Annotated in this window: 23 protein-coding genes; 2 read left to right on the top strand and 21 right to left on the bottom strand. The window is 42.3% G+C overall.

Going from position 1 to position 25,633, the window contains the following annotated elements; genetic code table 11:
- Positions 1 to 77: 77 nt before the first annotated feature.
- The gene (clpB, locus tag IGI88_RS15670) at positions 78 to 2,681 is read right to left on the bottom strand and encodes an ATP-dependent chaperone ClpB (protein ID WP_429960764.1); all 2,604 of its coding nucleotides are present in this window, start codon (positions 2,679 to 2,681) and stop codon (positions 78 to 80) included.
- A gap of 308 nt (positions 2,682 to 2,989) precedes the next feature.
- Between clpB and IGI88_RS15665 the strand changes: the two genes are divergently transcribed.
- Positions 2,990 to 4,516, top strand: coding sequence for an ABC-F family ATP-binding cassette domain-containing protein (locus tag IGI88_RS15665; protein WP_087664105.1), 1,527 nt, complete (start codon positions 2,990 to 2,992; stop codon positions 4,514 to 4,516).
- Between the two features lie 40 nt (positions 4,517 to 4,556).
- Here IGI88_RS15665 and IGI88_RS15660 read toward each other — a convergent pair whose 3' ends face one another.
- The 12 genes from IGI88_RS15660 to IGI88_RS15605 all read right to left on the bottom strand — a co-directional run bounded on the left by IGI88_RS15660 (position 4,557) and on the right by IGI88_RS15605 (position 14,777).
- Positions 4,557 to 5,588, bottom strand: a complete 1,032-nt coding sequence (locus tag IGI88_RS15660) for a lysylphosphatidylglycerol synthase transmembrane domain-containing protein (RefSeq protein WP_429960763.1) — start codon at positions 5,586 to 5,588, stop codon at positions 4,557 to 4,559.
- Between the two features lie 27 nt (positions 5,589 to 5,615).
- Complete coding sequence (locus tag IGI88_RS15655; protein WP_005235800.1) at positions 5,616 to 5,888, bottom strand: DUF1294 domain-containing protein; 273 nt, start codon at positions 5,886 to 5,888, stop codon at positions 5,616 to 5,618.
- Between the two features lie 33 nt (positions 5,889 to 5,921).
- On the bottom strand, positions 5,922 to 6,830 hold the full coding sequence (locus IGI88_RS15650) for a diacylglycerol/lipid kinase family protein (protein ID WP_016611838.1): 909 nt from the start codon (positions 6,828 to 6,830) through the stop codon (positions 5,922 to 5,924).
- A 101-nt stretch (positions 6,831 to 6,931) separates the two neighbouring features.
- Positions 6,932 to 8,164: a peptidase T gene (gene pepT / locus IGI88_RS15645; RefSeq protein ID WP_301389208.1), complete on the bottom strand. Its 1,233-nt coding sequence runs from the start codon at positions 8,162 to 8,164 to the stop codon at positions 6,932 to 6,934.
- Between the two features lie 11 nt (positions 8,165 to 8,175).
- Positions 8,176 to 9,294 carry a Nif3-like dinuclear metal center hexameric protein gene (locus IGI88_RS15640; RefSeq protein WP_301280254.1) on the bottom strand — a complete coding sequence of 373 codons (1,119 nt, stop codon included), beginning with the start codon at positions 9,292 to 9,294 and terminating at the stop codon, positions 8,176 to 8,178.
- On the bottom strand, positions 9,291 to 9,986 hold the full coding sequence (locus tag IGI88_RS15635) for a tRNA (adenine(22)-N(1))-methyltransferase (protein WP_008380063.1): 696 nt from the start codon (positions 9,984 to 9,986) through the stop codon (positions 9,291 to 9,293). Before IGI88_RS15635 ends, IGI88_RS15640 begins: the two co-directional genes overlap by 4 nt.
- A gap of 95 nt (positions 9,987 to 10,081) precedes the next feature.
- Complete coding sequence (locus tag IGI88_RS15630; protein WP_008380064.1) at positions 10,082 to 10,540, bottom strand: hypothetical protein; 459 nt, start codon at positions 10,538 to 10,540, stop codon at positions 10,082 to 10,084.
- 23 nt (positions 10,541 to 10,563) lie between these two features.
- Positions 10,564 to 11,496 carry a primosomal protein DnaI gene (gene dnaI, locus IGI88_RS15625; protein WP_008380067.1) on the bottom strand — a complete coding sequence of 311 codons (933 nt, stop codon included), beginning with the start codon at positions 11,494 to 11,496 and terminating at the stop codon, positions 10,564 to 10,566.
- A complete protein-coding gene (locus IGI88_RS15620; protein ID WP_429960762.1) occupies positions 11,496 to 12,872 on the bottom strand; it encodes a replication initiation and membrane attachment family protein in 1,377 nt (458 codons plus the stop codon). Before IGI88_RS15620 ends, dnaI begins: the two co-directional genes overlap by 1 nt.
- Before the next feature lie 13 nt (positions 12,873 to 12,885).
- Positions 12,886 to 13,356 (bottom strand): transcriptional regulator NrdR, encoded by a 471-nt coding sequence (gene nrdR, locus IGI88_RS15615; RefSeq protein WP_005226004.1) that lies wholly within the window; start codon positions 13,354 to 13,356, stop codon positions 12,886 to 12,888.
- A 203-nt stretch (positions 13,357 to 13,559) separates the two neighbouring features.
- Positions 13,560 to 14,201, bottom strand: coding sequence for a FusB/FusC family EF-G-binding protein (locus IGI88_RS15610; protein WP_429960761.1), 642 nt, complete (start codon positions 14,199 to 14,201; stop codon positions 13,560 to 13,562).
- A 246-nt stretch (positions 14,202 to 14,447) separates the two neighbouring features.
- On the bottom strand, positions 14,448 to 14,777 hold the full coding sequence (locus IGI88_RS15605; protein ID WP_008380072.1) for a hypothetical protein: 330 nt from the start codon (positions 14,775 to 14,777) through the stop codon (positions 14,448 to 14,450).
- Between the two features lie 176 nt (positions 14,778 to 14,953).
- On the opposite strand from IGI88_RS15605, the gene IGI88_RS15600 reads away from it, so the two are divergent.
- Complete coding sequence (locus IGI88_RS15600) at positions 14,954 to 15,733, top strand: ABC transporter ATP-binding protein (RefSeq protein WP_061054212.1); 780 nt, start codon at positions 14,954 to 14,956, stop codon at positions 15,731 to 15,733.
- A 174-nt stretch (positions 15,734 to 15,907) separates the two neighbouring features.
- Here the strand turns inward: IGI88_RS15600 and coaE are convergent, their stop codons facing one another.
- The 8 genes from coaE to IGI88_RS15560 form a co-directional block, all read right to left on the bottom strand.
- Positions 15,908 to 16,501 (bottom strand): dephospho-CoA kinase, encoded by a 594-nt coding sequence (coaE, locus tag IGI88_RS15595; protein WP_086299408.1) that lies wholly within the window; start codon positions 16,499 to 16,501, stop codon positions 15,908 to 15,910.
- Complete coding sequence (gene mutM, locus IGI88_RS15590) at positions 16,498 to 17,340, bottom strand: DNA-formamidopyrimidine glycosylase (protein ID WP_016620072.1); 843 nt, start codon at positions 17,338 to 17,340, stop codon at positions 16,498 to 16,500. The genes coaE and mutM overlap by 4 nt, the downstream gene beginning before the upstream one ends.
- A 15-nt stretch (positions 17,341 to 17,355) precedes the next feature.
- Complete coding sequence (gene polA, locus IGI88_RS15585) at positions 17,356 to 20,001, bottom strand: DNA polymerase I (RefSeq protein ID WP_005235779.1); 2,646 nt, start codon at positions 19,999 to 20,001, stop codon at positions 17,356 to 17,358.
- Positions 20,002 to 20,126: 125 nt separating this feature from the next.
- Positions 20,127 to 20,819, bottom strand: coding sequence for a Bax inhibitor-1/YccA family protein (locus tag IGI88_RS15580; protein WP_087664096.1), 693 nt, complete (start codon positions 20,817 to 20,819; stop codon positions 20,127 to 20,129).
- Positions 20,812 to 21,285 carry a MaoC family dehydratase gene (locus IGI88_RS15575; RefSeq protein ID WP_005235769.1) on the bottom strand — a complete coding sequence of 158 codons (474 nt, stop codon included), beginning with the start codon at positions 21,283 to 21,285 and terminating at the stop codon, positions 20,812 to 20,814. The genes IGI88_RS15580 and IGI88_RS15575 overlap by 8 nt, the downstream gene beginning before the upstream one ends.
- A gap of 141 nt (positions 21,286 to 21,426) precedes the next feature.
- Positions 21,427 to 22,761 (bottom strand): UDP-N-acetylmuramate--L-alanine ligase, encoded by a 1,335-nt coding sequence (gene murC / locus IGI88_RS15570; RefSeq protein WP_005235767.1) that lies wholly within the window; start codon positions 22,759 to 22,761, stop codon positions 21,427 to 21,429.
- Between the two features lie 114 nt (positions 22,762 to 22,875).
- Positions 22,876 to 23,340, bottom strand: a complete 465-nt coding sequence (locus IGI88_RS15565) for a SprT family protein (protein ID WP_005235765.1) — start codon at positions 23,338 to 23,340, stop codon at positions 22,876 to 22,878.
- A complete protein-coding gene (locus tag IGI88_RS15560; protein WP_429960760.1) occupies positions 23,337 to 25,523 on the bottom strand; it encodes a Tex family protein in 2,187 nt (728 codons plus the stop codon). Before IGI88_RS15560 ends, IGI88_RS15565 begins: the two co-directional genes overlap by 4 nt.
- Between the last annotated feature and the right edge of the window lie 110 nt (positions 25,524 to 25,633).

Below are 25,633 nucleotides of genomic sequence, written 5' to 3'. Positions count from 1 at the left end.
GTTGAGCGGCAAAAAAACGACGGCTGCCAATGAAACGGCAACCATCGTTTTGCATTTATCCATTTTTTATCTTTTTATTACTCGGTAATTGGCGTATTTTCAAAAACCAGCTGTTCGTTCAATAATTCGATCGTGACTTGAGTCTTTGGTAAGACTCTGCCGGCAACGATTTCTTTTGCCAATGGGGTTTCGACTTCTCTCGTAATAAACCGACGGAGAGGTCGCGCACCATATGCTGGCTCATAAGCATTTTCAGCAATCCAACATTTGGCTTCTTCAGTGATCGTCAGCAGAATATCTTGGACTTCCAGTCGTTGTGAAAGCTGTGCGACGATCTTGTCGACGATGCCTGTCACATCGTTTAGACTAAGCGGTGTGAACAAAATCGTGTCGTCGATCCGATTTAAAAATTCTGGTTTAAAATGCCCTCTCAAGAGATTACGGACATTTTCAGCAACGTTTTCTGGGATCGTCCCTTCTGCGGTCACGCCATCTAGCAAGACTTGAGAGCCGATATTGCTAGTCATGATCAAGACTGTATTTTTGAAATCAACGACTCGCCCTTTTGAATCTGTCAAACGGCCATCATCAAGCACTTGTAATAAGATATTGAAAACATCAGGATGGGCTTTTTCGATCTCATCCAATAAGACGATCGTGTATGGATTGCGTCGAACAGCTTCAGTCAATTGTCCACCTTCTTCAAACCCTACATAGCCTGGAGGGGCACCGACTAAGCGAGACACCGAATGTTTTTCCATGTATTCGCTCATATCGATCCGAACCATATGCTCTTCTGAATCAAAGAGGTTGACCGCCAACGCTTTCGCTAATTCGGTCTTACCGACGCCGGTCGGACCTAAGAACAAGAAGGAACCTAATGGTCGATTTGGATCTTGCAGGCCAGCTCGTGAACGAATGACGGCATCACTGACGGCATCGACGGCTTCGTCTTGTCCGATCACTCGTTGATGCAAGGTCTCATTTAATTTCAACAGTTTTTCCCGTTCGCCTTCCACTAATTTCGCAACAGGAATCCCTGTCAAACGTCCAACGACTAGGGCAATCTCATTTTCGGTCACTGATTCTTGGACCATCCGAATGCCTTCATCTTGATTTTTTTCTTCCAGTTCAGCTAGTTCTTTTTCCAGTTGTGGAATCGTCCCATGACGAAGAACAGCTGCCCGTTCCAAATCATAGTTATTTTCAGCATCTTCCAACTCATGCTTGGCTTTATCGATCTCTGCCCGTTTGTTGGAAACTGCATTGACTTCTTCTTTTTCCGTTTCCCACTGCATTTTCATGGTATTGACTTCTTCACGCAATTCCGCCAATTCTTCTTGTAAAATGCCTAAGCGTTTTTTCGATGCATCATCGGATTCCTTTTTCAATGCGGCTTCTTCGATCTCAAGTTGCATCAAACGACGGGTAACTTGGTCGAGCTCAGTAGGCATCGAATTCATTTCCACCCGAATTGTGGCACTCGCCTCATCGATCAAGTCAATGGCTTTATCTGGTAAAAAGCGGTCCGTGATATACCGATCAGATAAGGTCGCCGCAGCAACAAGCGCGTTGTCATGGATGTTGACGCCATGATGGATCTCGAACCGTTCTTTCAAGCCACGTAAAATCGAAATCGTGTCTTGAACGGTTGGTTCCTGTACCAGCACTTTTTGGAAACGACGTTCCAAAGCTTTATCCTTTTCCATGTATTGACGGTATTCATCAAGGGTGGTTGCGCCAATCGTATGCAATTCTCCCCGTGCCAGCATTGGTTTTAGTAAGTTTCCAGCATCCATGCTGCCTTCCGTCTTACCAGCACCTACAATATTGTGGATCTCATCAATAAAGAGAATGATCCGTCCATCGGCTTTTTTCACTTCTTGTAAGACAGCTTTCAAACGCTCTTCAAATTCACCTCTGAATTTAGCACCTGCGATCAAGGCACCCATATCCAGAGAAAAGATCGTTTTGTCTTTTAGGTTTTCTGGGACGTCTTTTCGCACGATCCGTTGTGCCAATCCTTCAACGATGGCTGTTTTACCAACCCCTGGTTCACCAATCAAAACGGGATTGTTTTTTGTCTTCCGAGAAAGGATGCGAATCACATCGCGAATTTCTTCGTCTCGTCCGATAATTGGGTCCATTTTTCCGCTGCGGACTTGTTGCACCAGGTCAACGCCGTATTTTTCTAAAGCTTTGTATTGTTCTTCTTGATTTTGTGAGGTCACACGATCCCCTCCTCTTAATGTTTCGATCGTTTGCTTGATTTCTTTCGCGCTGATTCCTTGTTTCTTTAAATACACCGTCAATGGATGATTTTTCAATTTCATCAACGCATAAAGGACGATTTCTGTGGAAAGATACTCGTCTTGAAATTCATTTTTTAATTGATCTGCCTCAGACAAAAGATGAAACAGATTTTGACTCATAGATTGACCATAACGAACATTTCCTCCTTCAACCGAAGGCAGTTCATCTAATAGTCGGTCAACTTCTTTTTCAAAAGCATCGACATCGAGACCTGTGTCCGTGTAAAAATTGCGGCCGAATTGATTGGCTTGCAATAAAATCTTCCATAAATGTGGAATATCAATTTCTTGATGGTGACGGGTCATGGCAATCTGCTGGGCTTCAGCGATAGCACTTTGTAATGTAGTCGTCATTTTTTCTGGGTTCATACTTTTCCCTCCCAAAATGGTAGTCAGAAAATAAGTACACTGCAAGCAGTATGCTTTTTTCTACTCTTTTATTATACAACGTTGGTCAGTAATGGTCAAAAGATTTCCCTCGAACATCAAGATTTTTTTCAGTATTCTTTCATGAAAATTGACAGATGGGAAGCAGCAATGGTATGCTAGGTCATGATTGGTCAGGAACAATCGATTTTCCTGATCGTTTTGATCGCTCTTTGGCGATTTTTATTCAGTAAGATTATCTACTTAGCTGTAACGTCTACTGTTTACAGCTTTTTTATATGGAGGAAATGATGTTAACATTAACGAATATTAGCCAACAATTTGGCGACAAATTGCTTTACGAAGACGTTTCCGTTCAAATCAACCGTGGTGAAAAAGTCGGTTTGATTGGACGGAACGGCGCTGGCAAAAGTACTTTAATCAAAATCATTACAGGAGAAATTCTCCCCGATGATGGCTTCGTCCAATTTCCGAAAAATTTGAAAATGGGCTATTTGGATCAATACGTCAATGTTGATGAAACGCAATCGATCCGTGATTTTTTGCGCTCTGCCTTTGCAGAAGACTTCGAAAAAGAACAACAGATTGCCGATCTTTATACTGCATATGGCGAAAGCCTCGACGATAAGCTTTTAGAAAAAGCGGGCGAATTGCAAAATCAATTGGATCAAGGAAATTTCTACCAAATGGATACATTGATCGATGATTTAGCAGAAGGATTAGGTATTTCGGTTCTCGGAATGGATACCCCCCTCGCTTCCTTAAGTGGTGGTCAACGCTCAAAACTAATCTTAGCAAAAATGCTGCTAGAAAAACCCGACATGCTGATTTTAGATGAACCGACCAACCACTTAGATGATGAGCATATCAAATGGCTGGTTGAGTTTTTACAGGACTTTACCGGTACCTATTTAGTCGTTTCTCATGATCGTCAATTCCTTAACGAAATCACGACCCATATCATTGATATCGAATTTGGCAAGCTTTCTAAGTATACGGGGAATTTGGACAAAGCATTAAAACTAAAAACGCTGCAAAATGAAAGCTATATGAAGCAATACGAAGCACAACAAGAGCATATCAAGAAAACCGAAAGCTATATTCGTAAATACAAAGCTGGTTCTCGTTCAACGATGGCAAAGAGTCGTGAAAAACAGTTGGCAAAAATTGATCGTTTGACCCCACCGCAAGATGTCCCTAAACCCCATTTAGGATTTGATTTGGCACCAATCGTTACCACCTTGGCCTTGGAAACCACCAATCTAGTCATTGGATACGACCAAAAGCCATTACTCTCCCCGATCAACCTAACGATCCGCTATGGCGAAAAAATTGCTATACGGGGATTTAATGGGATCGGTAAATCAACATTGATCAAAACGATTCTTGGTGTGATCCCAGCAATTGAGGGATCCGTTTCTTACCCACAGCATACAAAATTCAATTACTTTTCTCAAGACCTTGACTGGGAATATCCATTGCAGACCCCTCTTCAATACCTTGAGGATCTTTTTCCGAAGGCCACCAACAAAGAATTGCGACGGCAACTTTCTCGGGCAGGTTTACCTAGCCAATTAGCCCAGGAAGAATTGAAGCTATTAAGTGGTGGTGAACAGACAAAAGTCAAACTAGCCGAAATGATGTTGATCAAAAGTAACTTCTTGATTCTTGATGAACCGACCAACCATATCGATCAAGATACGAAAAACAATTTGGAAGAAACCCTAGCGGCCTTTCCTGGAACAGTTTTGATTGTTTCCCATGAAGGCGAGTTTTATGAATCCTTTGTTGATCGGATCATTGATTTGAAAGACTAAAAAAAACACGCTTATCCTCTATTCGAAGATAAGCGTGTTTTTAACTTTCCACTTTTTCTTTTCTTAATTCAGTCAACTCTTGGCTAATATCTTTGCGTTTTTCTTTCATTACATAAGCAAAACCAATTATGAAGGGCCAAATGAATGTTGCTAAACGGTACAGTAGCATGGAAGACGCAGCATCGACCGTGCCAACTAATGGACCAAAAAGCAGCATATAAATAAATTCAAATGATCCGATCCCTGCCGGTGTTGGAATCACCCCGGACAAGACGACGGCAAAACTGATGAAGGATAACGTCAACAAGAAATCGATCTCTGGATGCTGCACAACAAGAATCACATAAGGAATCACATACCAAGGCAGCATCTTCAAAAGATTCCACAAATAGATGCGCAAGAAAGCGGTGCGGTCGGTAATAATCGCATTGACTGTTTCTCGTAAAGAATAAATTTGGGTGTTGCATTTGTCAACCAATCCTCTTAATGTCGCACTTTTGAACAGCTTATTGCTGACGATCACGAAAAAGACTTGGATGTTGATGCTGACCGAAAGTGCTAACAAAGCGGCAATGATCAAAAAAACGAGTACGATCCCCGCTAAAATTACCCAAATCATATTGGGTGCATTGTCATAGAATAGCGAAAATTGAATGATCAACCCAGCGATTGCATAAGTCAATATGGCGAACTTATACATCACCATGTGTAAGGTGGTGACCCCAACGCCCTGTGACAACTGCAAGCCATTTTTACGGTAAAAATTCACCTCTGAGATTAAGGTGCCTGCCCCAAACGTCACAATCCGATAAAAACCACTGTAACAGACGGTCAGAAACCCCGCCTTGGTTGTGAATTCCGGTTGGAAAGTCACGGCAATCTCTTTGACTGTTCGTCCTTCAATCACTAGGTACAATGTGCCAAGCCCCATAACCAGTAAGACGACGAGAAAGCTGGTCTCTCTTAGCCCCGCCAAAATATCCATCATCGAGTTACGGACAAAAAAATACATCACACCCAGAATCCCTACTAGTAAAAGTAAATTAAGGGCGAACTTCACTTTAGTTTTCATATTAACTCCTTGCTTGTTATACCGAATTTATGCAAAAAAGACCATCAGCAGGATAGCAAAAACGGTGCCAAAAGCAAAAAAGAGGTGAAACTTCTTCTTTCTTGTTTTGTGGCGAAATACGCGTTGCGCAATTAAACCGCCTAATCCTCCGCCAATCGCCCCCATAAAAAGGAGATTTGCTTCGGGAACCCGCCAACCTTGTTTCACTGCCTGATATTTATCATACCCCATCAGACAGAAAAGATAAAGATTGACTGCAATTAAATAAAACCACAATGGATTGTAAATCAGTGCATTCATCCATTTCCTCCATATGATTGATCGTAGGGATCATTATTTTGATTCTTGTGCTTCTTCAGGTACCAGCATCGTCAAACCATGTTTGATAACTTTCATCTCAATCGGTAGATCATCCGTTGGGTCGCCATCGGTTCGAGTATGAACCGTTTTTTCTTTGGCCTTTATTGAGACCTTTGCGGCAGTGAAATATTCAACACTTGGTACTTTGGCAATTCTACCACGAATAATTCTTGGTAAATACAAAATAAATCGTAAAATATTCAGTTTTGGCAAAAGAATGATATGAAACAATCCGTCATCAGGCTTTGCTTCTTCATCGAAGTTCTTAAACCCACCTGCTGAATTCGACATGACGATCGTCAGTAATTGAGTTTTCCCCTGCCATTTCCGTTCGTCAGCAATGACTTCTAATTTGTATTGTTTCTTTTTGATCAACAGATGAATGAACCGTTTCATAAACGCTAACGGCCCATATTGCTGTTTTTCTTCTTGGGAAGTAGCTGCGGCGGTATCTGCCAGAAGACCAATGGTCATGGTCGAGATCATGACTTGATCATTGACCGTCCCGTAGTCGATCGATCGCTCAACCCCCGTTAAGATCGTCTCGAAGGCCTCTTCGGGCTTCACCGGTATCCCCAACATTCTGGCAAAATTATTTACGGTTCCACCAGGAATGATGCCGACCTTCAACACATCTAACTTTTCTTTAAAGGTTTGCAATCCATGATGGATCGTCCCATCTCCACCAATGATCACAATCGTATCGACTGCGTGTTTTTCGGCAGCCTCTCGAACGTCTTTGGGATCCACGTCTGGATTTGAGGCCTGCAAGAACGCTTGATGCTCTTCGCCTTGTTCTTTCACATAGGCTTGGAATTTTTCTGCTGTTTCTTTTGCTTCACTTTTCCCCGCTGTATCATTGTATAAAACGAGAATTTTCATCCTATTCACATCCTAAAAAGGCCGGGTCTTACGCAAGACCTGCGTGAAGAGTTCCCAGCCCAAGAGTTTTTCATTTATTCCAACAAATCAAAAATCAACGTTTATGCTTGAGCATTCAGTTCGGCGATTTTCACAATCACATCGGTCGCTTTCATCATTGATTGTAGTGAGACGAACTCATAACGTCCGTGCATATTTTCTCCACCAGCAAAGATATTCGGTGTTGGAATCCCTAAATAGGAGATTTTCGAGCCATCGGTTCCACCACGAACAGGTTCTGTTATCGGAGTGATTCCCACTGCTTCCATCGCATCTTTTGCTAGATCAATGATACTCATATCTTTTTCGATGATTTCTTTCATGTTGTAGTATTGATCATATAGATGAACGTGTACTCTTGGTTCATCAAAGCGGGCATTCAAGCTTTCTTGAACCGCTAATAATTGTGCTTTTCTTTCTTCAAAACGGGTCCGGTCATGGTCTCGAATAATGTATGCCATTTTCGCTTCTTCTACTGAGCCGCTGAGACTCATCAAATGGAAGAACCCTTCTGTCCCTTCGGTTTTCTCAGGAACTTCATCAGCCGGTAGCGCATTTTGAAAATCGACTGCTAGTTGCAAAGCGTTGATCATGGTGTCTTTAGCAGTTCCTGGGTGGACATTTTTTCCTTGGATCGTAATTTCAGCTTGCGCCGCATTAAAGGTCTCGTATTGCAATTCTCCTACTGGACCGCCATCCATTGTATACGCAAAATCAACATTGAAATCTTCAACATCGAATTTATCTGCACCAACCCCAATTTCTTCATCAGGGCCAAATGCGACTTTGATTTCCCCATGTTTGATCGTTGGGTTTTTAAGTAAAATTTCCATGGCTGTCATGATTTCTGCAATACCTGACTTATCATCAGAACCTAATAAAGTAGTACCATCAGTAGTGATCAAGGTTTCCCCAGCATAATTTTTTAAATTCGGAAAATCTTTTGTGTTTAATGTGTATTTTCCTTCTTTATCTAATTTAATGGTTGATTCGCCATCGTAATTTTCGATGATCTGCGGATCAACATTCTCTGCATTAAAATCGGCGGTATCCATATGGGCGATAAAACCGATGGAGCGTACGTCATGATCCACGTTACTTGGTAATGTTGCGATCACAAAACCATTTGATTCATTGTAATGAACATCGCTTAATCCTAATTCTTCAAGTTCTTTTTGCAGTTCTTTGGCAAACGCGACCTGTGTTTGGGTAGAAGGTGTTGTCGTGCTTGTCGCATCAGAGCGAGTTTCTGTTTTTACATAATTCAAAAAGCGAGGCAATAAATTTTCGTACATAAAAGATTCTCCTATCTATAGTCAAATGGATTTGTTGAAGTGGTGGAAGGAACAAAGGTCACAGCCCAGTTCTCTTCTGCTTTCCACTGGTTGAATTTCTCAATAAACCGAGGAATACATTCCTTTTCGATGTTGTGCCCTGGATCGATCCCAATCAACCCATTGGCTTGCATGTCATGGGCGAAATGGTAACTGATATCGCCAGTGATGTACACATCCGCTTGATGGCGTAAGGCATCCGAATAAAACGATTGGCCACTGCCGCCGCAAATGGCGATTCGCTGAATTTTTTCAGGTGCACCAGGAAAGCTGACGAGGCGTAAAGCAGTCAAACCAAAGCGCTCTTTGACACGTTCGACAAACTGATCAAGGGAAAGAGGCTCAGCGAGGTTGCCAACCCGTCCGATTCCATAGGTTTTCGGCAAATTGTCTAAGGCATACAGATCATAAGCTGGCTCTTCGTAAGGATGAGCAGCGATCATTGCCGAAAGCACTTTATTCTCGATCGTTTCTGGAAAAATGACTTCGATCTTCGCTTCTTGCACCTGTTCTTCTTTTCCAATCTCACCAATGGCAGGATGTGCCGCTTGCTGTGGCGTAAAGCGACCGGTGCCAATCAAGGAATAGCTGGTATTTTGGTAATTGCCTTGCTGACCAGCACCTGCTTTACCTAATGCCTTTCGTAACGCTGGTGCCGATTCAACAGGGGTAAAAACAGCTAGCTTCTTCATTTTTACTTGATGGGTTTGCTTCAAATACGTGTCGGGTTCAACTTCTAATAGTTCACAAAACCAATCGTTCAAACCATCTTCAATAATATCCATATTGGTGTGGGCGGCGTAAACGGCAATATCATGCTTGACGAGATCCATTAGCATCTTTTGTTGTGGATCATCTGTCAGTAAGCGGTTCAAAGGCCGAAATATCGGTGGGTGTTTGGCGATGATCAAGTCGATCTTTTTCTCGATGGCTTCTGCAACCACTTCTGGACGTACATCAAGAGTCATCATGACTCGCTCGAGCGGTTTGTTTAATGTGCCAACATGTAGACCAACAGGATCGCCTTCTTCTGCCAACCATAAAGGGCAGTATGCTTCAAAGCGTTTGATAAATTCTTGACCAGAAATCATGCCAACACCTCCTTGATCCATTCGATCTGATCCTTTAATTCATTGATTTTTTCAGCAGGTGGTTCTTTGGCTTTCTCTAACTCTTTGATGACGCGTTGTCGTTGCTTTAATTCATGTTGCCATTTTTTAAGGAAAACTGGATTTTTTTCTTTTAATAAAAAAGGACCAAAAAATAATTGCTGGGACGTATACGTCGTTTTTCCAGTTTCGGCAACGATAATTTCATAGTTTTTGTCGTTTTCTTCTAAAAGTACTTCATGAATGATTATAAAGTTGTTGCTAACGAGCCATTCTCGCAAAGTCCGTTCCCCAACATTCGGTTGTAAGACCAAGCGTTTGACTCCCGCTAAGCGATTTTTCCGGCTACCTTCTTCTAAAATCGAACGTATCAGTGTGCCGCCCATTCCAGCAATGACAACGGTGTCGATGTTGTCTTCAGGTTGAATCGCGTCCAGTCCATCTGCCAAGCGAACCACGATTTTATCAGCTAACCCGTTCTTACGCACTTGTTTGCTGGCAGAATCATAAGGTCCTTGAACAACTTCTCCAGCTACAGCATAAGAGATTTTGTTCTGCAGCATCAATGCAACAGGCAAGTAAGCATGGTCGGAACCGATGTCGGCGAAACGTGCTTGGTCGGGAATTTGTTCGCCCACGCAAGCCAAACGATCCGATAATGCATGTTCGTTCATATTGTCACTCCTTCTTTTGTAGTATAACACGCTTTCCATAAATAGAAAAAAATGTGCGTCTTGACTGTGGTGCCATTGCCAAGGCGCACATTGCATTAATCGTTCACTAATTCAACCTTTTGAATCGAGTTACCGGGAATTTGCGGTGGGATCGACATCGTCATGATCGGTATGCCTTGCAACGTCACCTGGACGGTAGCACCTTCCGTCAATTCCTCCAGATCTCCTGAATAAGCCTCGACTGGGACATGTAGGATGACCCCATCATTTTGAAAACTTTGGACGACTTGATCGTCATCTTCCACTGCCGCCACCTCTTTCAAAAAGAGTGAAAAGGTATCATCCGATCCTGCTATCGCATCTTCTTGGATAACACCAGTAAAAATTGCGGCTGTTTCCGTTTCTGATGTACTATTTGATACGGAACTGGTCTGCTCGCTAGTTTCAGAAGTTCCAGTCTCCCCATTTGCAGCGCTGTTTCCCTGATTGCCGCAAGCTGTTAAAAGCAGCATTGCTGCAAAGGATAATCCTATTATTACCTGTTTTGTCATCATCTTCTTCCTCCAGTAATAGTCAGTTATTGGCCATCATTTCGTCGGTTTTTACCAGTCATTTGAATTTCTTGTGTCAAATAACGGATACGTTCCATAATGCGCTTGGCTTTTAATGGTTCGGATTCACCTCGTTGCGTCACCGAAAGATGCTGTTCCAACTCATGCATAGTAAAATTCGAAGTAAAGAAGGTCGGCAGTTGTTCTTGCATGCGGTATTGCAATATGACACCGAAGACTTCGTCGCGAATCCAGCTGCTCATCGCATCAGCACCGATATCGTCCATCATTAAGATTGGGGCTTTTTTCACTGCGTTCAGCTTATCCCCCACCTGATCTTTGCCGATTGCTTGCTTCATCTCTACTGCAAATGTCGGGAAGTGAACCAATGTCGTCGTGTAGCCTGCCTCCGCTAAATCTCTGGCGATCGCGCCAAGCAGATAGGTTTTTCCGATCCCAAAACTTCCCACAAAGTAAAGTCCTTTATGAAACTCCTGTGGATTGGCTGTCAACTCACTAATAAAATCAACGGCAGCTGCGATGGCCTCCATTCGGCCAGGCGTTTGCTGATAATCTGCAAAACTTGCTTCTTGTATATCTTTAGGCATATCCATCGCTTTGATGCGACTGCGAATTTCTTCTTGTTTTTGATATGCCAGTAGTTCTTTCGTTGGTACATAGGTGACGTCAATAAAATGAAAATTTAATGCTAAGCGCGGCTCATAGCCCGGTGCGATCATGGATGGATCATTGATGCGGAATTTCCGCTTTTCTTGGACGAACTCATACAGTTTCGCATAGCTTTTTTGAATATCTGCTTCGGTCAATACCTCTTCATTTTCGGCAATAAACGCTTTGACATCAGGATCTTGTAAAACCTCTGCCATCATTGCTGAAAACTGATCACGGTAATTGCGTTTATCCAATAGTTTTCCTAAGTTTTTCCCTACATCTTCCATTACTTGTCACCAGCTTTCTTATGCAAGTAGTTTTGCAGTTTTTTATCTAATTCTGCTTGTCGCTCTGGTGTTAAGGCTGTCTCTTCCACTGGTTTTTCAGCCCAAGAAGGCAGCTTTTCTTCGCGAATGATTTTTTTGCCGCTAGTTTGTGGTCGGCTGCGTTTTTCCTTGGCACTTCGAACAAGGCTCCGAACATGTTTGATGGCATCTTCTGCCGTGCCGATTTTTAATTCTGACCATTGGGCGGCGATATTGTTCACATAATTCCCTGACAAAGCGGCATTGTTTTGGACCACCAAGACATAATGAACCAGAACATTGATCACACTATTAGTCAATGGTGACCGTTCGACAAGGCTCTTGATCAGCCATTGTTCTGAATCCGTCATGAAACTGTTTTTCTCCGCTTTGATCGCCTTTAGAAAAGCGATCGGTGCATTGTTCTCACTTTCTTGAATCAATAATACATCATTTTCTGAAAAACCATTCTGTTTTAAGGTATTGAAGCGGCGCAACTGACTTTCCGCTTGGGGATCTTCTCTTTTTGATGTTTTCGTGAATGTTTGTCGTGATTTCTTCATGATGGCTTGTTCCAGCTTTTTCTGGTCGACCTCGCCTGTTGTCAAAGAAACATTGTCCGCCATCAAATCCAACAATTCCAACACATCATAGCCATATAAGGAATAATATAGAACTAACTTTTGTCGAAAACTTGGCGTGAAATTAGCGGCACGGATATACCGACGCTGCGCTTCATATAAAAGAAAGTCCCAATCCAACTGCTTTTCGTCAAGCACCAAGTTCGCATTGGTTTCTTGAAAAGAATCACTGACTGCCTGTAACGTTTCTTCATGGGAAGCAAAACGTGCGGTATTTAACCCATAGGCGGCTGAGAAGGATTGAGTCACTTCCTGATAATCGGTCAAGGAACACTGCTTTGGCTGATACAGCTTGACCAGCTGATTAAATTTACGCTCTCCGACTCTTTCCAACAACAGATAGGCATACAATTCATCTTGAAAAAACGCTGCTGGATGGACCGGTTCTTGCAACCAATACAGATAGGAGGATCCGTTTTGCAAATCTGCTTTTTCATATGATTTCAGCAAGCCGATACCTTCTAGGTTTTGCTTGGCTTTTATGAAGCGAGGCATTCCGACATTCATGGCATTCAAGATATCTAGATGCACGGTCGTCATCGACTCCTCGCCAGAAATGCTTTGGGCTTGGACATCGCTTGCTAGTGTCAAATACAACGCTAAAGCATCACTTTCAATAATTGGTTGATACAAATAAATGAGGGCGTCTTTCCCTTCCGTTGTAAGTGGACGGCTTTTGAACACTTTGTACGATTGATTCGGTAAACTATTGCCCACTTGTTGTCCCCCTCTATTCTTGTGGTTCTTTCGCTTTTTCGACGATGTCTTGTAGTTCTTTTAAGAAAACTGACATGTCTTTAAACTGGCGGTATACACTGGCAAAACGGATATAAGCGATCTCGTCTAAATCAACTAGATCTTCCATCACATACTCACCAATTTGTGTCGTAGATATTTCATTTTCACCAAGAGCACGGACACGACTTTCCACATGATCGACGATTGTTTCCATCTGATCCATTGTCACTGGTCGTTTTTCAGCAGAACGAATCAAGCCCCGTAAAATTTTTTCTCGGTTGAATTCTTCACGGGCACCATTTTTCTTGATCACAAGCAAGGGTGCCTCTTCAATACGTTCAAATGTTGTAAAGCGATAGCCGCAATTTTCGCACTCACGACGACGGCGAATCACACGTCCATCATCGGCTTGTCGACTATCAACTACCCTCGAATTGTTATGATGACATTTTGGACATTGCATAGTTCCACCTCATTTTCTCTCTTATGCGCTTACGTTTTCACGTAAAGTCATCGGTTTCTATGATTAATTATAACATGAAATCCATTGGTACAATAGCCAAAGTGGTTTATTCTGTTCATTTAATACAAAATTTAAATAATGCTATAACTGTTGTTTTTTTCAATGAGAAAAAACGGCAGAAAGATTTCTGCCGTTTCATTTCGTTATTTATCTTTCATTTGCAGCAAAGAAACAAAATCATGCAAATTTGCTGGCTGTTCCAACTGCTGATTGCACCTTTTGCTATCACGGCAAATATAATTCCCGCGTTTCGTATATGTTCCATCGCCGTTGCTCTTGGTCAAAGAAAGAAACATCGACACATTTCCTTCATGCTGGCACAAGGGACAGATCCCTTTTTTGACCTCGGTTGACACATGACCGTGAAGTCCTGTAAATCCCTGCTCAGTGGCTATGATCATAAACTTGCTTTGACTACCGATATCATCCCAAGCAAGATAAGTGGTCTCTTTTAAATCAACGGAAGCAAAATCAGGTATTTTCAGTTTTTTTACTTTCCGAAACATTTTTTCAATTTGTTTTGTTGTCGGCACCTGAAAGGGTCGGACGTACTCTTTGAGTTCTGTTAACAGCTCATTGCTGCGACTGATCGTCATCCCCTGTTGAAAGAAAGCAGTTAAAATTTCACGTGGTGCTGTTTCTTCTTCAGGAAAAAAATGTTCTATGGCGTCTTTGGTCATCGTTTCAACCGTTTTGATCGTTCGAGGATCATTCACCGATTGATAGGTTCGAACTAATTGGTATACTTGATGTTTAATTGAATGAAATTGGTAAGGTTCGATCATAAAAAAGCCTTCTTTCTAATTTTCCGTTTCCTATTGCGGCTGTTCTACTTTCTTGACAGTCGTACACAATGCATAAATAAGCATTTGATGACCACCTCCCAATTTCTTTGCTTCTCTCTATGCGATCTTAATGGATTATAATGAGATGTTGAGCAATTGTCAACTGAGCAGTAGTCTCTTGACTCTTCATCCACTCTGGTTAACAAAAAAATGCCTCGTCTAGAAGACGAAGGCATCCGTGTTCAGTTATAATTTATCTTCAATTCCAGTATAATGCTTCAGCTGGTCTGCATCTCGACGATCGGCAGAAGAAATTTTATTGGCATCAGGATTTTCAGCTCGCAACAATTCTTCACTGCTGACATTTTCTGGGGTAGTTCGATCATTGCGGGCATCGCGCTCGTCATTTTGATCTTCTAATTCATTGACTCTTTTTTGATCGTGCTCTTTCTTGATCTGACCTTCGTGTGCTTGTTCTTTCCCAGAATGGGCAAGTTCTTCATTATTGGTCCACTCACCGATTTTTTCTTTAGCCTTGCCAACGATCACATCTTTTTCGTCTTTAAAAGTACCCATAGTTATCATCCCTCCTGTATAGTTTCATCATAACAAGCATTCTGAATTCTGACAAAAGATATGAATGCGATACCAACCAACCAGCGAAATTTGGACTGATGTGTTATAATAGTAGGTATTATTTTCTGAATATTCTTATAAATGGAGGTGAAGAACCTGATTAGGTTCGATTATCGATGACAGTCCTTGATTTTCAACAGGTTTCAATCATTCGCAACCAAAAATTTTTATTAGAAACCATCAATTGGCAAGTGGAAAAAAATGAGCATTGGGCGGTTTTAGGCCTGAATGGCGCGGGGAAAAGTTTACTTTTGCAGCTGATTACAGGAACTTTATGGCCTTCTTCTGGTCACCGAACAGTCCTAGGTGAACGATACGGCAAAACGTCTGTCCCGGATCTTCAACGGCGCATCGGTTGGGTTAGTTCCGCTTTACAAAATAAGTTTTATGGACGAGACCGGGCTGAAGAGATCGTTCTATCCGGGCTTTATTCCAGTATTGGTCTTTATGAATCTTATGATGAAAACCAACTGGACCAAGCAAAAGCACTTTTGGCTGACTTGAGGCTGACTCATCTGATCCATCGTTCCTATCACGTCCTTTCTCAAGGAGAAAAACAATTTGTCATGATCGCACGGGCCATGATGGCACAACCAGAGATCCTGATTTTGGACGAACCTTGTACGGGCCTTGATCTATTTGCGCGAGAAGAACTGCTAACCCGTCTGGAGGCTTTTTCACAACTGCCGAATACGCCGACTCTTCTTTACGTTACCCATCATACAGAAGAGCTACTACCGATTTTCACTCATTTGCTGATGTTAAAAAACGGCAAAGTCCACGCCGCTGGTCAACGAGAGACGATTTTTACTGAGGAGGTTCTCACCTCTTTTTATGATCAGCCGATCGTTCTTCACCCCTTTTCCAGCAATCGCGTGATCGTGACCCCAAAATAAATCAGGGCTGGTACTTTGATATTTAACCATTCATAAACGATCGTCTTACTTTCCAAACCAAACAGTTTCCGACATGTTTCAGCGCCAGTTGTTTTTGGAAATGATAGGGCTAGGTTTGCTATTGAAAGATAAAATAGCAGGTTCCCTTTAGTGAAAGGGAACCTGCTGCTTTACCTATTTATTTATAGATGCGAGCCAATCATCGATCTGCTGATTGAGTTGGGCGATCGTTCCTTGATTATCAAAGACAATATCGGCCCGTTGTTTCTTTTTCTCAATTGAAAGCTGACTGTCGATTCGTTGTTGCGCGTCTTGCTCATTCAATTGATTACGTGCCATCAACCGCTCTTTTTGAATCGCTTCTGGCACATAAACGACTGCGGTTTGATCCATGTATTGGTCGTAGTCGGCTTCATAAAGCAAAGGAATGTCAACGATCAACAAGGGCACTTCCTGTTTTTTTTCTTCGATCTGAGACAAAATCTCTTGTCGAATAAAAGGAGATAACGTCTGATTCAGCATGCGGCGTTTTTCTGGATCGTTAAAAATCAAAGCACCGAGGGTTTGTCGATCTAGGTGCCCATCATCGGTCAAAATCTGCGGACCAAAGGCTTGCGTCACCGCCTGCAAGCCCTCCGTATTCGGTTCAACGACTTCTCTTGCGATGATATCGGCATCAATAATCGGTAAACCCAGTGAACGAAAATGCGCGACTGCAGTACTTTTTCCAGTGGCAATTCCCCCAGTGACGCCTAAAACAAAACTCATTTGTTGGACCTCACATGCAGTTTTTGACACTGAGGACAAAAATGCGTCCCCCGTTGGGCAACTTTGATCTTGACGATTGGTGTGCCACATCGGCCACAAGGATTGCCTGTCTGGCCATAGACATTTAATGACATTTGGAATTTCCCGGCTTCTCCTAGTGCATTGAGATAGGTCCGAATGGTAGTTCCGCCTGCTTCAACAGCTCGCTCTAAGACATCGATGATTGCTTCATGCAGCACATCTACTTCAGTTGGCATTAATGAATCCGCTGGTTGCTCTGGATGGATTTTTGCTTGCCACAGCGCCTCATCTACATAAATATTGCCCAAACCAGTAACGAGCTTTTGGTCAAGCAATAACGGTTTGATGGCTTTTTTCGAACGCTTCAATCCTTGTTCAAATGCTTCTAATAAAAACAATTCAGGCTTAGGTTCAGGACCTAATTGCATGATCCCTTTATAGGCTGCGCTTTGGTCTTTATCCACTAAGGTCATACGACCAAATTTTCTTACATCATGGTAATTTAACTGACTGCCATCTGTAAAATGGAAAATGACATGTGTATGTTTATCGACAATCGGGTCTGACTCAAAATACTCGTACTTGCCTTCCATTCGTAGATGAGAGATCAGATCATAATCTGTCAATTTAAAAATCAAAAATTTTCCACGTCGTTCAAATTTTTCAAAACGTTGCCCTTTCAACAGTGCCGAAAAGATCGGCACTTCAGGACTTTCGATGATTCGCGGCCAAAGGATCTCGACCGATTCGATCGTTTTATTTAAAACAAGTTTTTCAAGTCCTTTGCGGACCGTTTCAACTTCTGGTAATTCCGGCACCTCTGTTCACCTCATTTATTTTGCATCGTACCATGTTTTGCCCCAATTGCTGTCTGTCAGTAAAGGGACATGCAATGCAACGGCTTGCTCCATCACTTCTTTCACCAAAGCGTCAAGACGAGGCAATTCAGATTCAGGTACTTCAAAGACTAGTTCATCGTGTACTTGCAGCAGCATCGTTGCTGCTAATTTTTCTTCTTTCAAACGTTTCGCCAGATCGATCATGGCAATTTTTAAGATATCCGCCGCACTGCCTTGAATCGGTGTATTGATGGCGGTTCTTTCAGCAAAAGTCCGAATATTGAAATTGCGAGAATTGATATCAGGTAGGTAACGACGGCGATGATACAAGGTTTCAACGTACCCTTTGTCCTTCGCCTCACGAACCACATCCTCCATATACGTTTTCACACCAGGATATTTTTCAAAATACGTATCGATGTATTGTTGGGCGGCTTTTCTGGTGATTCCTAGATTCTGTGATAAGCCATAATCAGAAATCCCATAAACGATACCGAAGTTGACCGCTTTGGCTTGACGACGCATATTTGGTGTCACATCTTCTGCTTTTTCGATACCAAAGACTCGCATCGCTGTACTTGAGTGGATATCCTGACCTTCGATAAAGGCTTCTTTCAAATGGGTATCATCTGAAATATGTGCCAACACCCGTAGTTCGATTTGAGAGTAGTCAGAGGAATAGATCACCCAATCAGTTTCTCGTGGCACAAAGGCTTCGCGGATCTTTCGACCTTCTTCTAAACGAATCGGAATGTTTTGTAAGTTTGGATCGACAGAACTTAAACGACCAGTTTGGGTCAAGGTTTGTACATATCGCGTATGGACTTTGCCATCTCCTTGGATCACTTTTAATAAGCCTTCTACATAGGTTGATTGGATCTTAGCGATTTGACGATAAGTCAAAATGTCTTCAACGATTGGTGCTTGCTCTTTTAGTTGTTCTAACACATCAACTGCTGTCGAATAGCCAGTTTTGGTTTTTTTGATAACTGGTAAGCCCATTTTTTCAAATAAGATCACACCCAGTTGTTTCGGCGAGTTTAAGTTGAAGGTTTCTCCAGCTTCGGCGTAGATTTTTTCTTCAATTTCATGCAACCGTTGTGCAAATTCGCCCTTCATCTGATGCAAGCGAGACGCATCAACTTTGATACCGGTAATCTCCATCTCAGCTAAAATCATTGATAAAGGCAATTCCATTTCTTCAAAGAGCGCTGTTTGATTCTTCGCTGCCAATTCTTCCGTAAGTTTTGGGGTTAGGTTTGTAATCGCCGCTACTTTACGGGCTAAATGAGCAAAGAAGTCTTCCTCATCCGCCGGCAGCCCTTTTTTCGCTCCTTTTCCATAAATCGCTTCATCCGATTGGATCGCATCATAGCCATAGTGAGCGGCAACACCTGCGATGTCATTATTCGTATCATTCGTGTCTAAAAGATAAGCTGCCAATAAAACATCAAAAGCGATTCCTTTTGGTGCTGTCGTGTACCGGTTTAACGCCACGTACGTGCGTTTGGCATCATAGACGAATTTTTTACGTTTCTCGTCTTTTAACCAATCGGTAAAGGCTGGACTTTCAAACAATTCTTCACGATTGCTGACATAAATTTTTTCTTGATTGCCCCAAGCAACACCGACAATGTCTTCCAAATGATAGTTATCCCCCATCATCTCGACATACAATGCTGTGTCTCCCTGGAACATATCTTCCGTTACTTCTTCAACGACCGAAAACAAAATGTCTTCCATCTCAACTGGTTCAGCTGTAATTTGCAGCTTATCTAAGAAGCTATTAAAGTTCATTTCTTGGTAGAATGGCACCAATTTCTCTAAATCTTTGCCTTCATATTTCAGTTTGTCGACATCGACCTCAATGGGCGCATCCACATCGATGGTTGCTAATTGTTTTGAAAGAAAGGCGATCTCACGGTCATTGATCAAGTTTTCTTTCATCTTGCTTTTTTTCATTTCATCGATGTGTTCATAGATTCCCTCAACGGAGCCATATTCCTTTAAAAGCTTAATGGCTGTCTTCTCACCAATTTTGGTGACGCCGGGAATATTATCGGAAGCATCGCCAGCTAGTCCTTTCATGTCGATGATTTGTAAGGGCGTTAGGCCGTCATATTTTTCAGCCACATGAGCGGGCGTATAACTTTCAATTTCGCTAACGCCTTTGACCGTAATGTCAACTTTCACGTGCTCCGTTGCCAGCTGGGTCAAATCGCGATCGCCAGATAAAACGACGACATCAAATAGCTCTTTATCGACTTTATTTGCCAATGTGCCAATGATATCATCGGCTTCATAGTTATCTAATTCGTAGTATTGAACACCTAACGCGTTGATCAATTCGCGAATGTAAGGCATTTGTTCTTTAAATTCCCCAGGGGTTTTTGAACGCCCACCTTTATAATCTTCATACATCGCTGTCCTGAAGGTGGTTTTTCCAGCATCAAAAGCCACTAAAACATGTGTTGGCTGTTCTTTTGCCATCACATTTTCAAACATAGTATGAAACGCATAGATGGCATTTGTGTGCAGCCCGTTGGCATTTTTAAACCGTTCTAATGAATTATGCAACGCAAAAAACGCGCGAAAAGCCACACTATTCCCATCAACGAGTAGTAATTTATTTTTTGGCATTTGATTACTCCTTTTCTCAAAAAGTTCCTCTTTATTCTATCAAAGAACGGGCACAAAAGCGATGAATTGCTTTGTTTTCTCTCTCATTTTATACAAAAAAAAAGGCGAGTTTCCTCGCACTTTTTTTAGTTGTTTTTGCCAAAGATTCGCAATAACGCTAGGAATAAGTTGATGAAGTCTAAATACAGTTGTAATGCCATGAAAACGGCCACTCCAGTATTTGCGCCACCATTCGTTGCGAAGTATACATTGCGGATTTGCTGATTGTCATAAGCGGTGATTCCCATAAAGACAAAGACGGTCACGATCGATAAGAAAAAGTCAACCGGTTGACTGCGTAAAATAAATACATTCAAGAGCGTTGAGATGATGATCCCGATCAACAGACCATAGCCGATACGACCAACCACACTTAGATCACGTTTGGTCATGATCCCAAATGCTGACATGACACCAAAAGTGACGGCTGCTGAAACAAATGCTCCCACGATCGATCCAAAGTCATAGATCATCAATGTCACAGACAAGGTCAATCCATTCAAGAGCGAATAGACTAAAAAGCCAGCAACGGTCAAGGACGGATTTTTCTGCGCCTTCACACCTAATACAATGACTAAAATGATCTGTAAGATCCAAAGACCGGTAAATCCTAGCGGAAAATTGTTGATAAATTGCAGGGTTTGCGCTTTGAAGACTTCCCCAAAAATATAGGCCGAGATCGCACTGATCGCAAGCCCAACGCCGAAGAATAAATACACTTTTGAATAAAAGCGATTTAAGCCTTGAGCTTGGACGGTTTCATTGTTTAAATTATTCATCTTGTTGTTCCTCCTCATTTACTGCTACTGCTTTTGGCGGCTGGACCATGACCACAGCATCTAAAATACGATGATCTTCTGTGTTGATCGCTTCAACCGAAATAGTTACCACGTCTTTCATTTTATCCACTTTGATCACTTCGAATTCAAAGGTCAATGTTTCATAATGATATACAGGTTCAATAAAGTTCACCGAAAAATTGACTACATGAGAGCCAGGACCAGGCAAATGCTTCGATACGGCACTGGTGATGATCCCCATCAACATGATGGATGGGACGATTGGACGCTGATACTCAGTATTTTGCGTGTAGTCATGTTGAATATACAAAGGGTTTGCATCATTAGTAAGCCCTAAATATAACAACAGTTGATTGTCTTCGATCGATTCTGTTAAGGATAACGAATCGCCTTCCTCGATATCTTCAATACTTTTCCCTATTTTTCGCGGTTTTCCTATATTCAAAATTTAATTCCTCCAAAAAGAATAGTTTCATCTTAGTATATTCTATCAGATGCCGACAAAAGTGCAAGTTCGCGGTGCTGCTTTTGCAAAAACTTCAGATGTAAAAAACTCTTGCAGCAAACACGCCACAAGAGTCTTTGATTACAATACGTTACGAGTTGTATTGCTTAGTAGTTTTTCATAGGCTGTTTCAAATTTTTGCACATCTCCTGCTCCCATGAAAATCACGACAGCATTTTGATGATCTAGTAGCGGAGAAACGTTCTCTTCTTTGATCACAGTTCCGCCTCTTTGAATTTTATTGCCCAGATCTTCAATCTTAACATCCCCTCGAGATTCACGGGCAGATCCAAAAATGTCACATAGATACACATGGTCTGCAAGATCTAACGCTTCCGCAAATTCATCCATTAAAGCGATCGTACGGGTAAAGGTATGAGGTTGGAAGACAGCAATAATCTCTTTATCCGGATATTTTTGACGAGCGCCATCAATCGTTGCTTTGATTTCTGCAGGATGATGGGCGTAGTCGTCTACGATCGTCATATCCGCTACGATTTTTTCGCTGAAGCGACGTTTCACTCCAGGGAATGAGAGCATCTCAGCGGCAACTTCTTTCATGTCCAATCCTTCTTTGTAAGCCACAGCGATCACACTGAGTGCGTTGTTGATGTTGTGTTGACCAAACGCTGGCAAGACAAAATGGCCAATATTTTCACCATGGATAAAGACGTCGAACTCTGAACCTTGGGTGGTGCGTTCAATGTTTTTTGCTTGAACATCGTCGTTATCGTTGACGCCGTAATAGTAGATCGGGACATCTGCTTCAAGTTTACGCAGGTACTCGTCATCACCAAAAGCAAAAATGCCTTTTTTTACTTGACTTGCCATCGATTGAAAGGCTGAGAAGACATCGTCAATCGAGTGGAAATAGTCCGGATGATCAAAATCGATGTTGGTCATAATTGCATAGTCCGGTGAATAAGCTAAGAAATGACGGCGGTATTCACAAGCTTCAAACGAGAAGAATTCCGCATCGGGCTCTCCATGACCGGTACCATCGCCAATCAAGAAACTTGTTGGCCGGATGCCGCTTAAAACATGAGAAAGCAATCCTGTCGTACTGGTTTTTCCGTGAGAACCAGTCACAGCAATACTCGTATAGGGCTGAATGAATTGGCCAATAAAGTCATGATAACGAGTGACTTCTAAACCAAGTTCTTTGGCCCGTATGATTTCTTCGTGGGTGTCAGGGAAAGCATTCCCTTGGATAATGACCATTTCTGGTTGAATGTTTGCTTTATCGAAAGGCAACAATTTGATTGCTGCTTTTTCTAGATCACGTTGAGTGAAGAAATATTCTTCCACATCAGAGCCTTGTACTTGGTAGCCTTTTTCGTGCAGAATCAAAGCCAATGAACTCATACCGGAACCTTTGATTCCAACAAAATGATGTATTTTGTTTTGATTTTCCATTATTATAATCCTCTTTTCTCAAATCCGCGTCGTAAAAAAACGCGTGTATTGACAAATATCAGGTTGTCACACGACCTACATTATCATACAAAATGAAAAAAATAGCAACGAGTTTTATTTTTCGACTTGACTTTTCTCATCATTTCCTATTTCTAGCAAACGTCCGCGACATTTTCCACAAACAAATTTTTTGATATCCACACGCCGCTGCCGCCGAATCTCGCAGCCACAATTTTGACATCGATAGCAATGCTTAGCTGTTCTTATGGCAGGAGGTGCATACCGCAGGCCTCCCGTTTTTGCCAGCAATGCTTTAAAAGCAGGATCTTGGTGACGATGACCAAGACCTGCTAAATGCAAATGATAGTGACATAATTCATGCTTGATAATGCCGATAAAAACCTCCATCCCGTGTTCAGTAAGCATCACTGGATTGAAATCCAAGTGGTGATCACTTAGATGGTAACGGCCACCGGTTGTTTTTAAGCGAGAATTAAATACCGCTCGATGCGTAAATGGTTTATTGAAAACAGACAGCGAAAGCTCTTCCACCAAACGCTGCAATTCTTGTTGGGTCATTTAGCATTTCCTGGATCGACCATTGTTAAACTGATACGGCCTTTTTTGACATCTACTTGCTCGATCCAAACGGTTACGACGTCACCAACGGAAACAACGTCTTTCGGATGTTTTACAAACGAACGGCTCAGCTTCGACAAATGAACCAGTCCATCTTGTTTGACACCGATATCGACGAAAGCACCAAAGTCGATCACATTTCGAACAGTTCCTTTCAATTCCATTCCCGGTTTTAGATCCTCCATACTCAACACATCTTTGCGCAATAATGGGGCTGGCATTTCATCCCGCATATCACGTCCTGGCTGCATTAACGCTTTTAAGATATCTGTGATGGTTTCTTTCCCGACAGACAATTTAGCAGAAAGTTCTGCTGGACGCATTTGCGCCAACTTCACTTTATTTTCTTCCGATTGTTCTTTCCCAAGCTCCGCTAGAGAAATATCCGCGAGCGCCAAAATTTCTTTGGCAGTTTCATAACTTTCTGGATGAATCCCGGTATTGTCCAAAATGACTTTTCCGCCAGGAATCCGCATAAACCCGATTGCCTGTTCATAGGCCTTTGGCCCTAAGCGAGGGACTTTTTTCAGTTGATTTCGCTGCGTAAATACCCCCTTTTCTTCTCGATAAGTCACAATATTTTGAGCGGTCGTTTTATTTAGACCAGCCACGTGCTGTAAGAGTGCCGCACTTGCGGTATTGACATCAACGCCTACTTGGTTGACGACTGTTTCAACGACAAAATCCAATTGTTCGGCTAAGCGTTTTTGTGAGACGTCATGCTGATATTGCCCGACGCCCACCGATTGTGGATCAATTTTGACTAATTCTGCCAGCGGATCTTGCAGACGGCGACCAATACTGATGGCACTGCGTTCTTCCACTTGCAGATCAGGGAATTCTTGCCGGGCGATCGGACTGGCCGAATAAACAGAAGCGCCTGCCTCATTCACGATCACATAATATACTTCTTGATCGATCAATTTTAATTGTTCAGCGACGAATTGCTCTGACTCTCGACTCGCCGTTCCATTACCGATTGCGACCATTTCAACTTTATAGGTTTGCAATAAGCGACGAAACGCTGGTCCAGCCGCTTCTCGTTTGTTTATCGGCGCCGGTTTATGGGGATAGATCACTTCGATCGCTAGTACTTTTCCTGTCTCATCAACGACGGCCAATTTACAGCCCGTTCGATACGCTGGATCAAAACCTAAAACGATTTTGCCCTTCAATGGCGGCTGCAGCAACAGATTGCGAAGATTTTCTCCAAAAATCGCAATTGCTTGTTCGTCGGCTTTTTCTGTCAATTCATTGCGGATCTCTCGTTCGATCGCTGGTAAGATAAACCGTTTCAAGGCGTCAGCAGCAGCAGTTTGGACAAAACTGGCTGCGGGTGAATCACTATTCGTGATCAATTTCCGACGTAGGTACTCCGTGATTTTTTCTTCATCTGCCACAAGCGTTACCTTCAAAATGTCTTCTTTTTCTCCACGATTGGTGGCTAAAACCCGGTGGGAAACCATCTTATTGATAGGATGTTGGAAATCGTAATACATTTCATAAACGCCTTTTTCATCTTTTTCAGCATTTTTGACCGTGCTCTTATACAGTCCTTTGTTAGAATAATAGCTCCGAATCCAACTTCGAAATTCAGCAGTATCACCAACGCCTTCTGCAATGATCTCATGGGCGCCAGCCAAGACATCTTCTACAGTAGGAACAGCATCACTCATAAATTCGGCCGCTTTTTCTTGTACATCACCTGTTTTTGAGAAGCTTAACAGCCACTGAGCAAATGGTTCCAAGCCATTTTCTTTGGCGATCGTCGCTTTGGTGCGTCGTTTTTGTTTGTAAGGACGATACAGGTCTTCGACGGCCTGCATTTTTGTCGCAGCTAAAATCGCCTGTGATAGTTCAGGCGTTAGCTTTTCTTGTTCTTCTATCAAGCGCAAAACTTCTTGCTTGCGTTTCTCTAGGTTTTCTAAGTACTGATACCGCTCTTCGATTTCTCGAATCTGAACTTCGTCAAGTCCATTCGTCATTTCTTTACGGTAGCGGGCAATAAACGGAACGGTATTTCCTTCTTGCAATAATTGTAACACCGTACTGATTTGTTTTTGGGTAAAAGCGGTTAGTTCTTGTTTCACTAAATCAAGTACCTCTTGATTCATTTCTGCCATTCGTTCTCACCTTTCCTTTGTTGCTTTTGCTATTTTAACATAAAAAAGTCAGCCATTGAGGAAACAAGAAGGCACGAAAGGAACATTGCTTCGGGGCTCTTGTAATGGCT

This window comes from Enterococcus sp. AZ179 (assembly GCF_050498885.1).
In the GTDB taxonomy this organism is placed as follows: Bacteria; Bacillota; Bacilli; order Lactobacillales; family Enterococcaceae; genus Enterococcus_D; species Enterococcus_D entomosocium.
The sequence above is the reverse complement of the archived record's forward strand: the minus strand, read 5'-3'. Positions and strand labels throughout refer to the sequence as shown.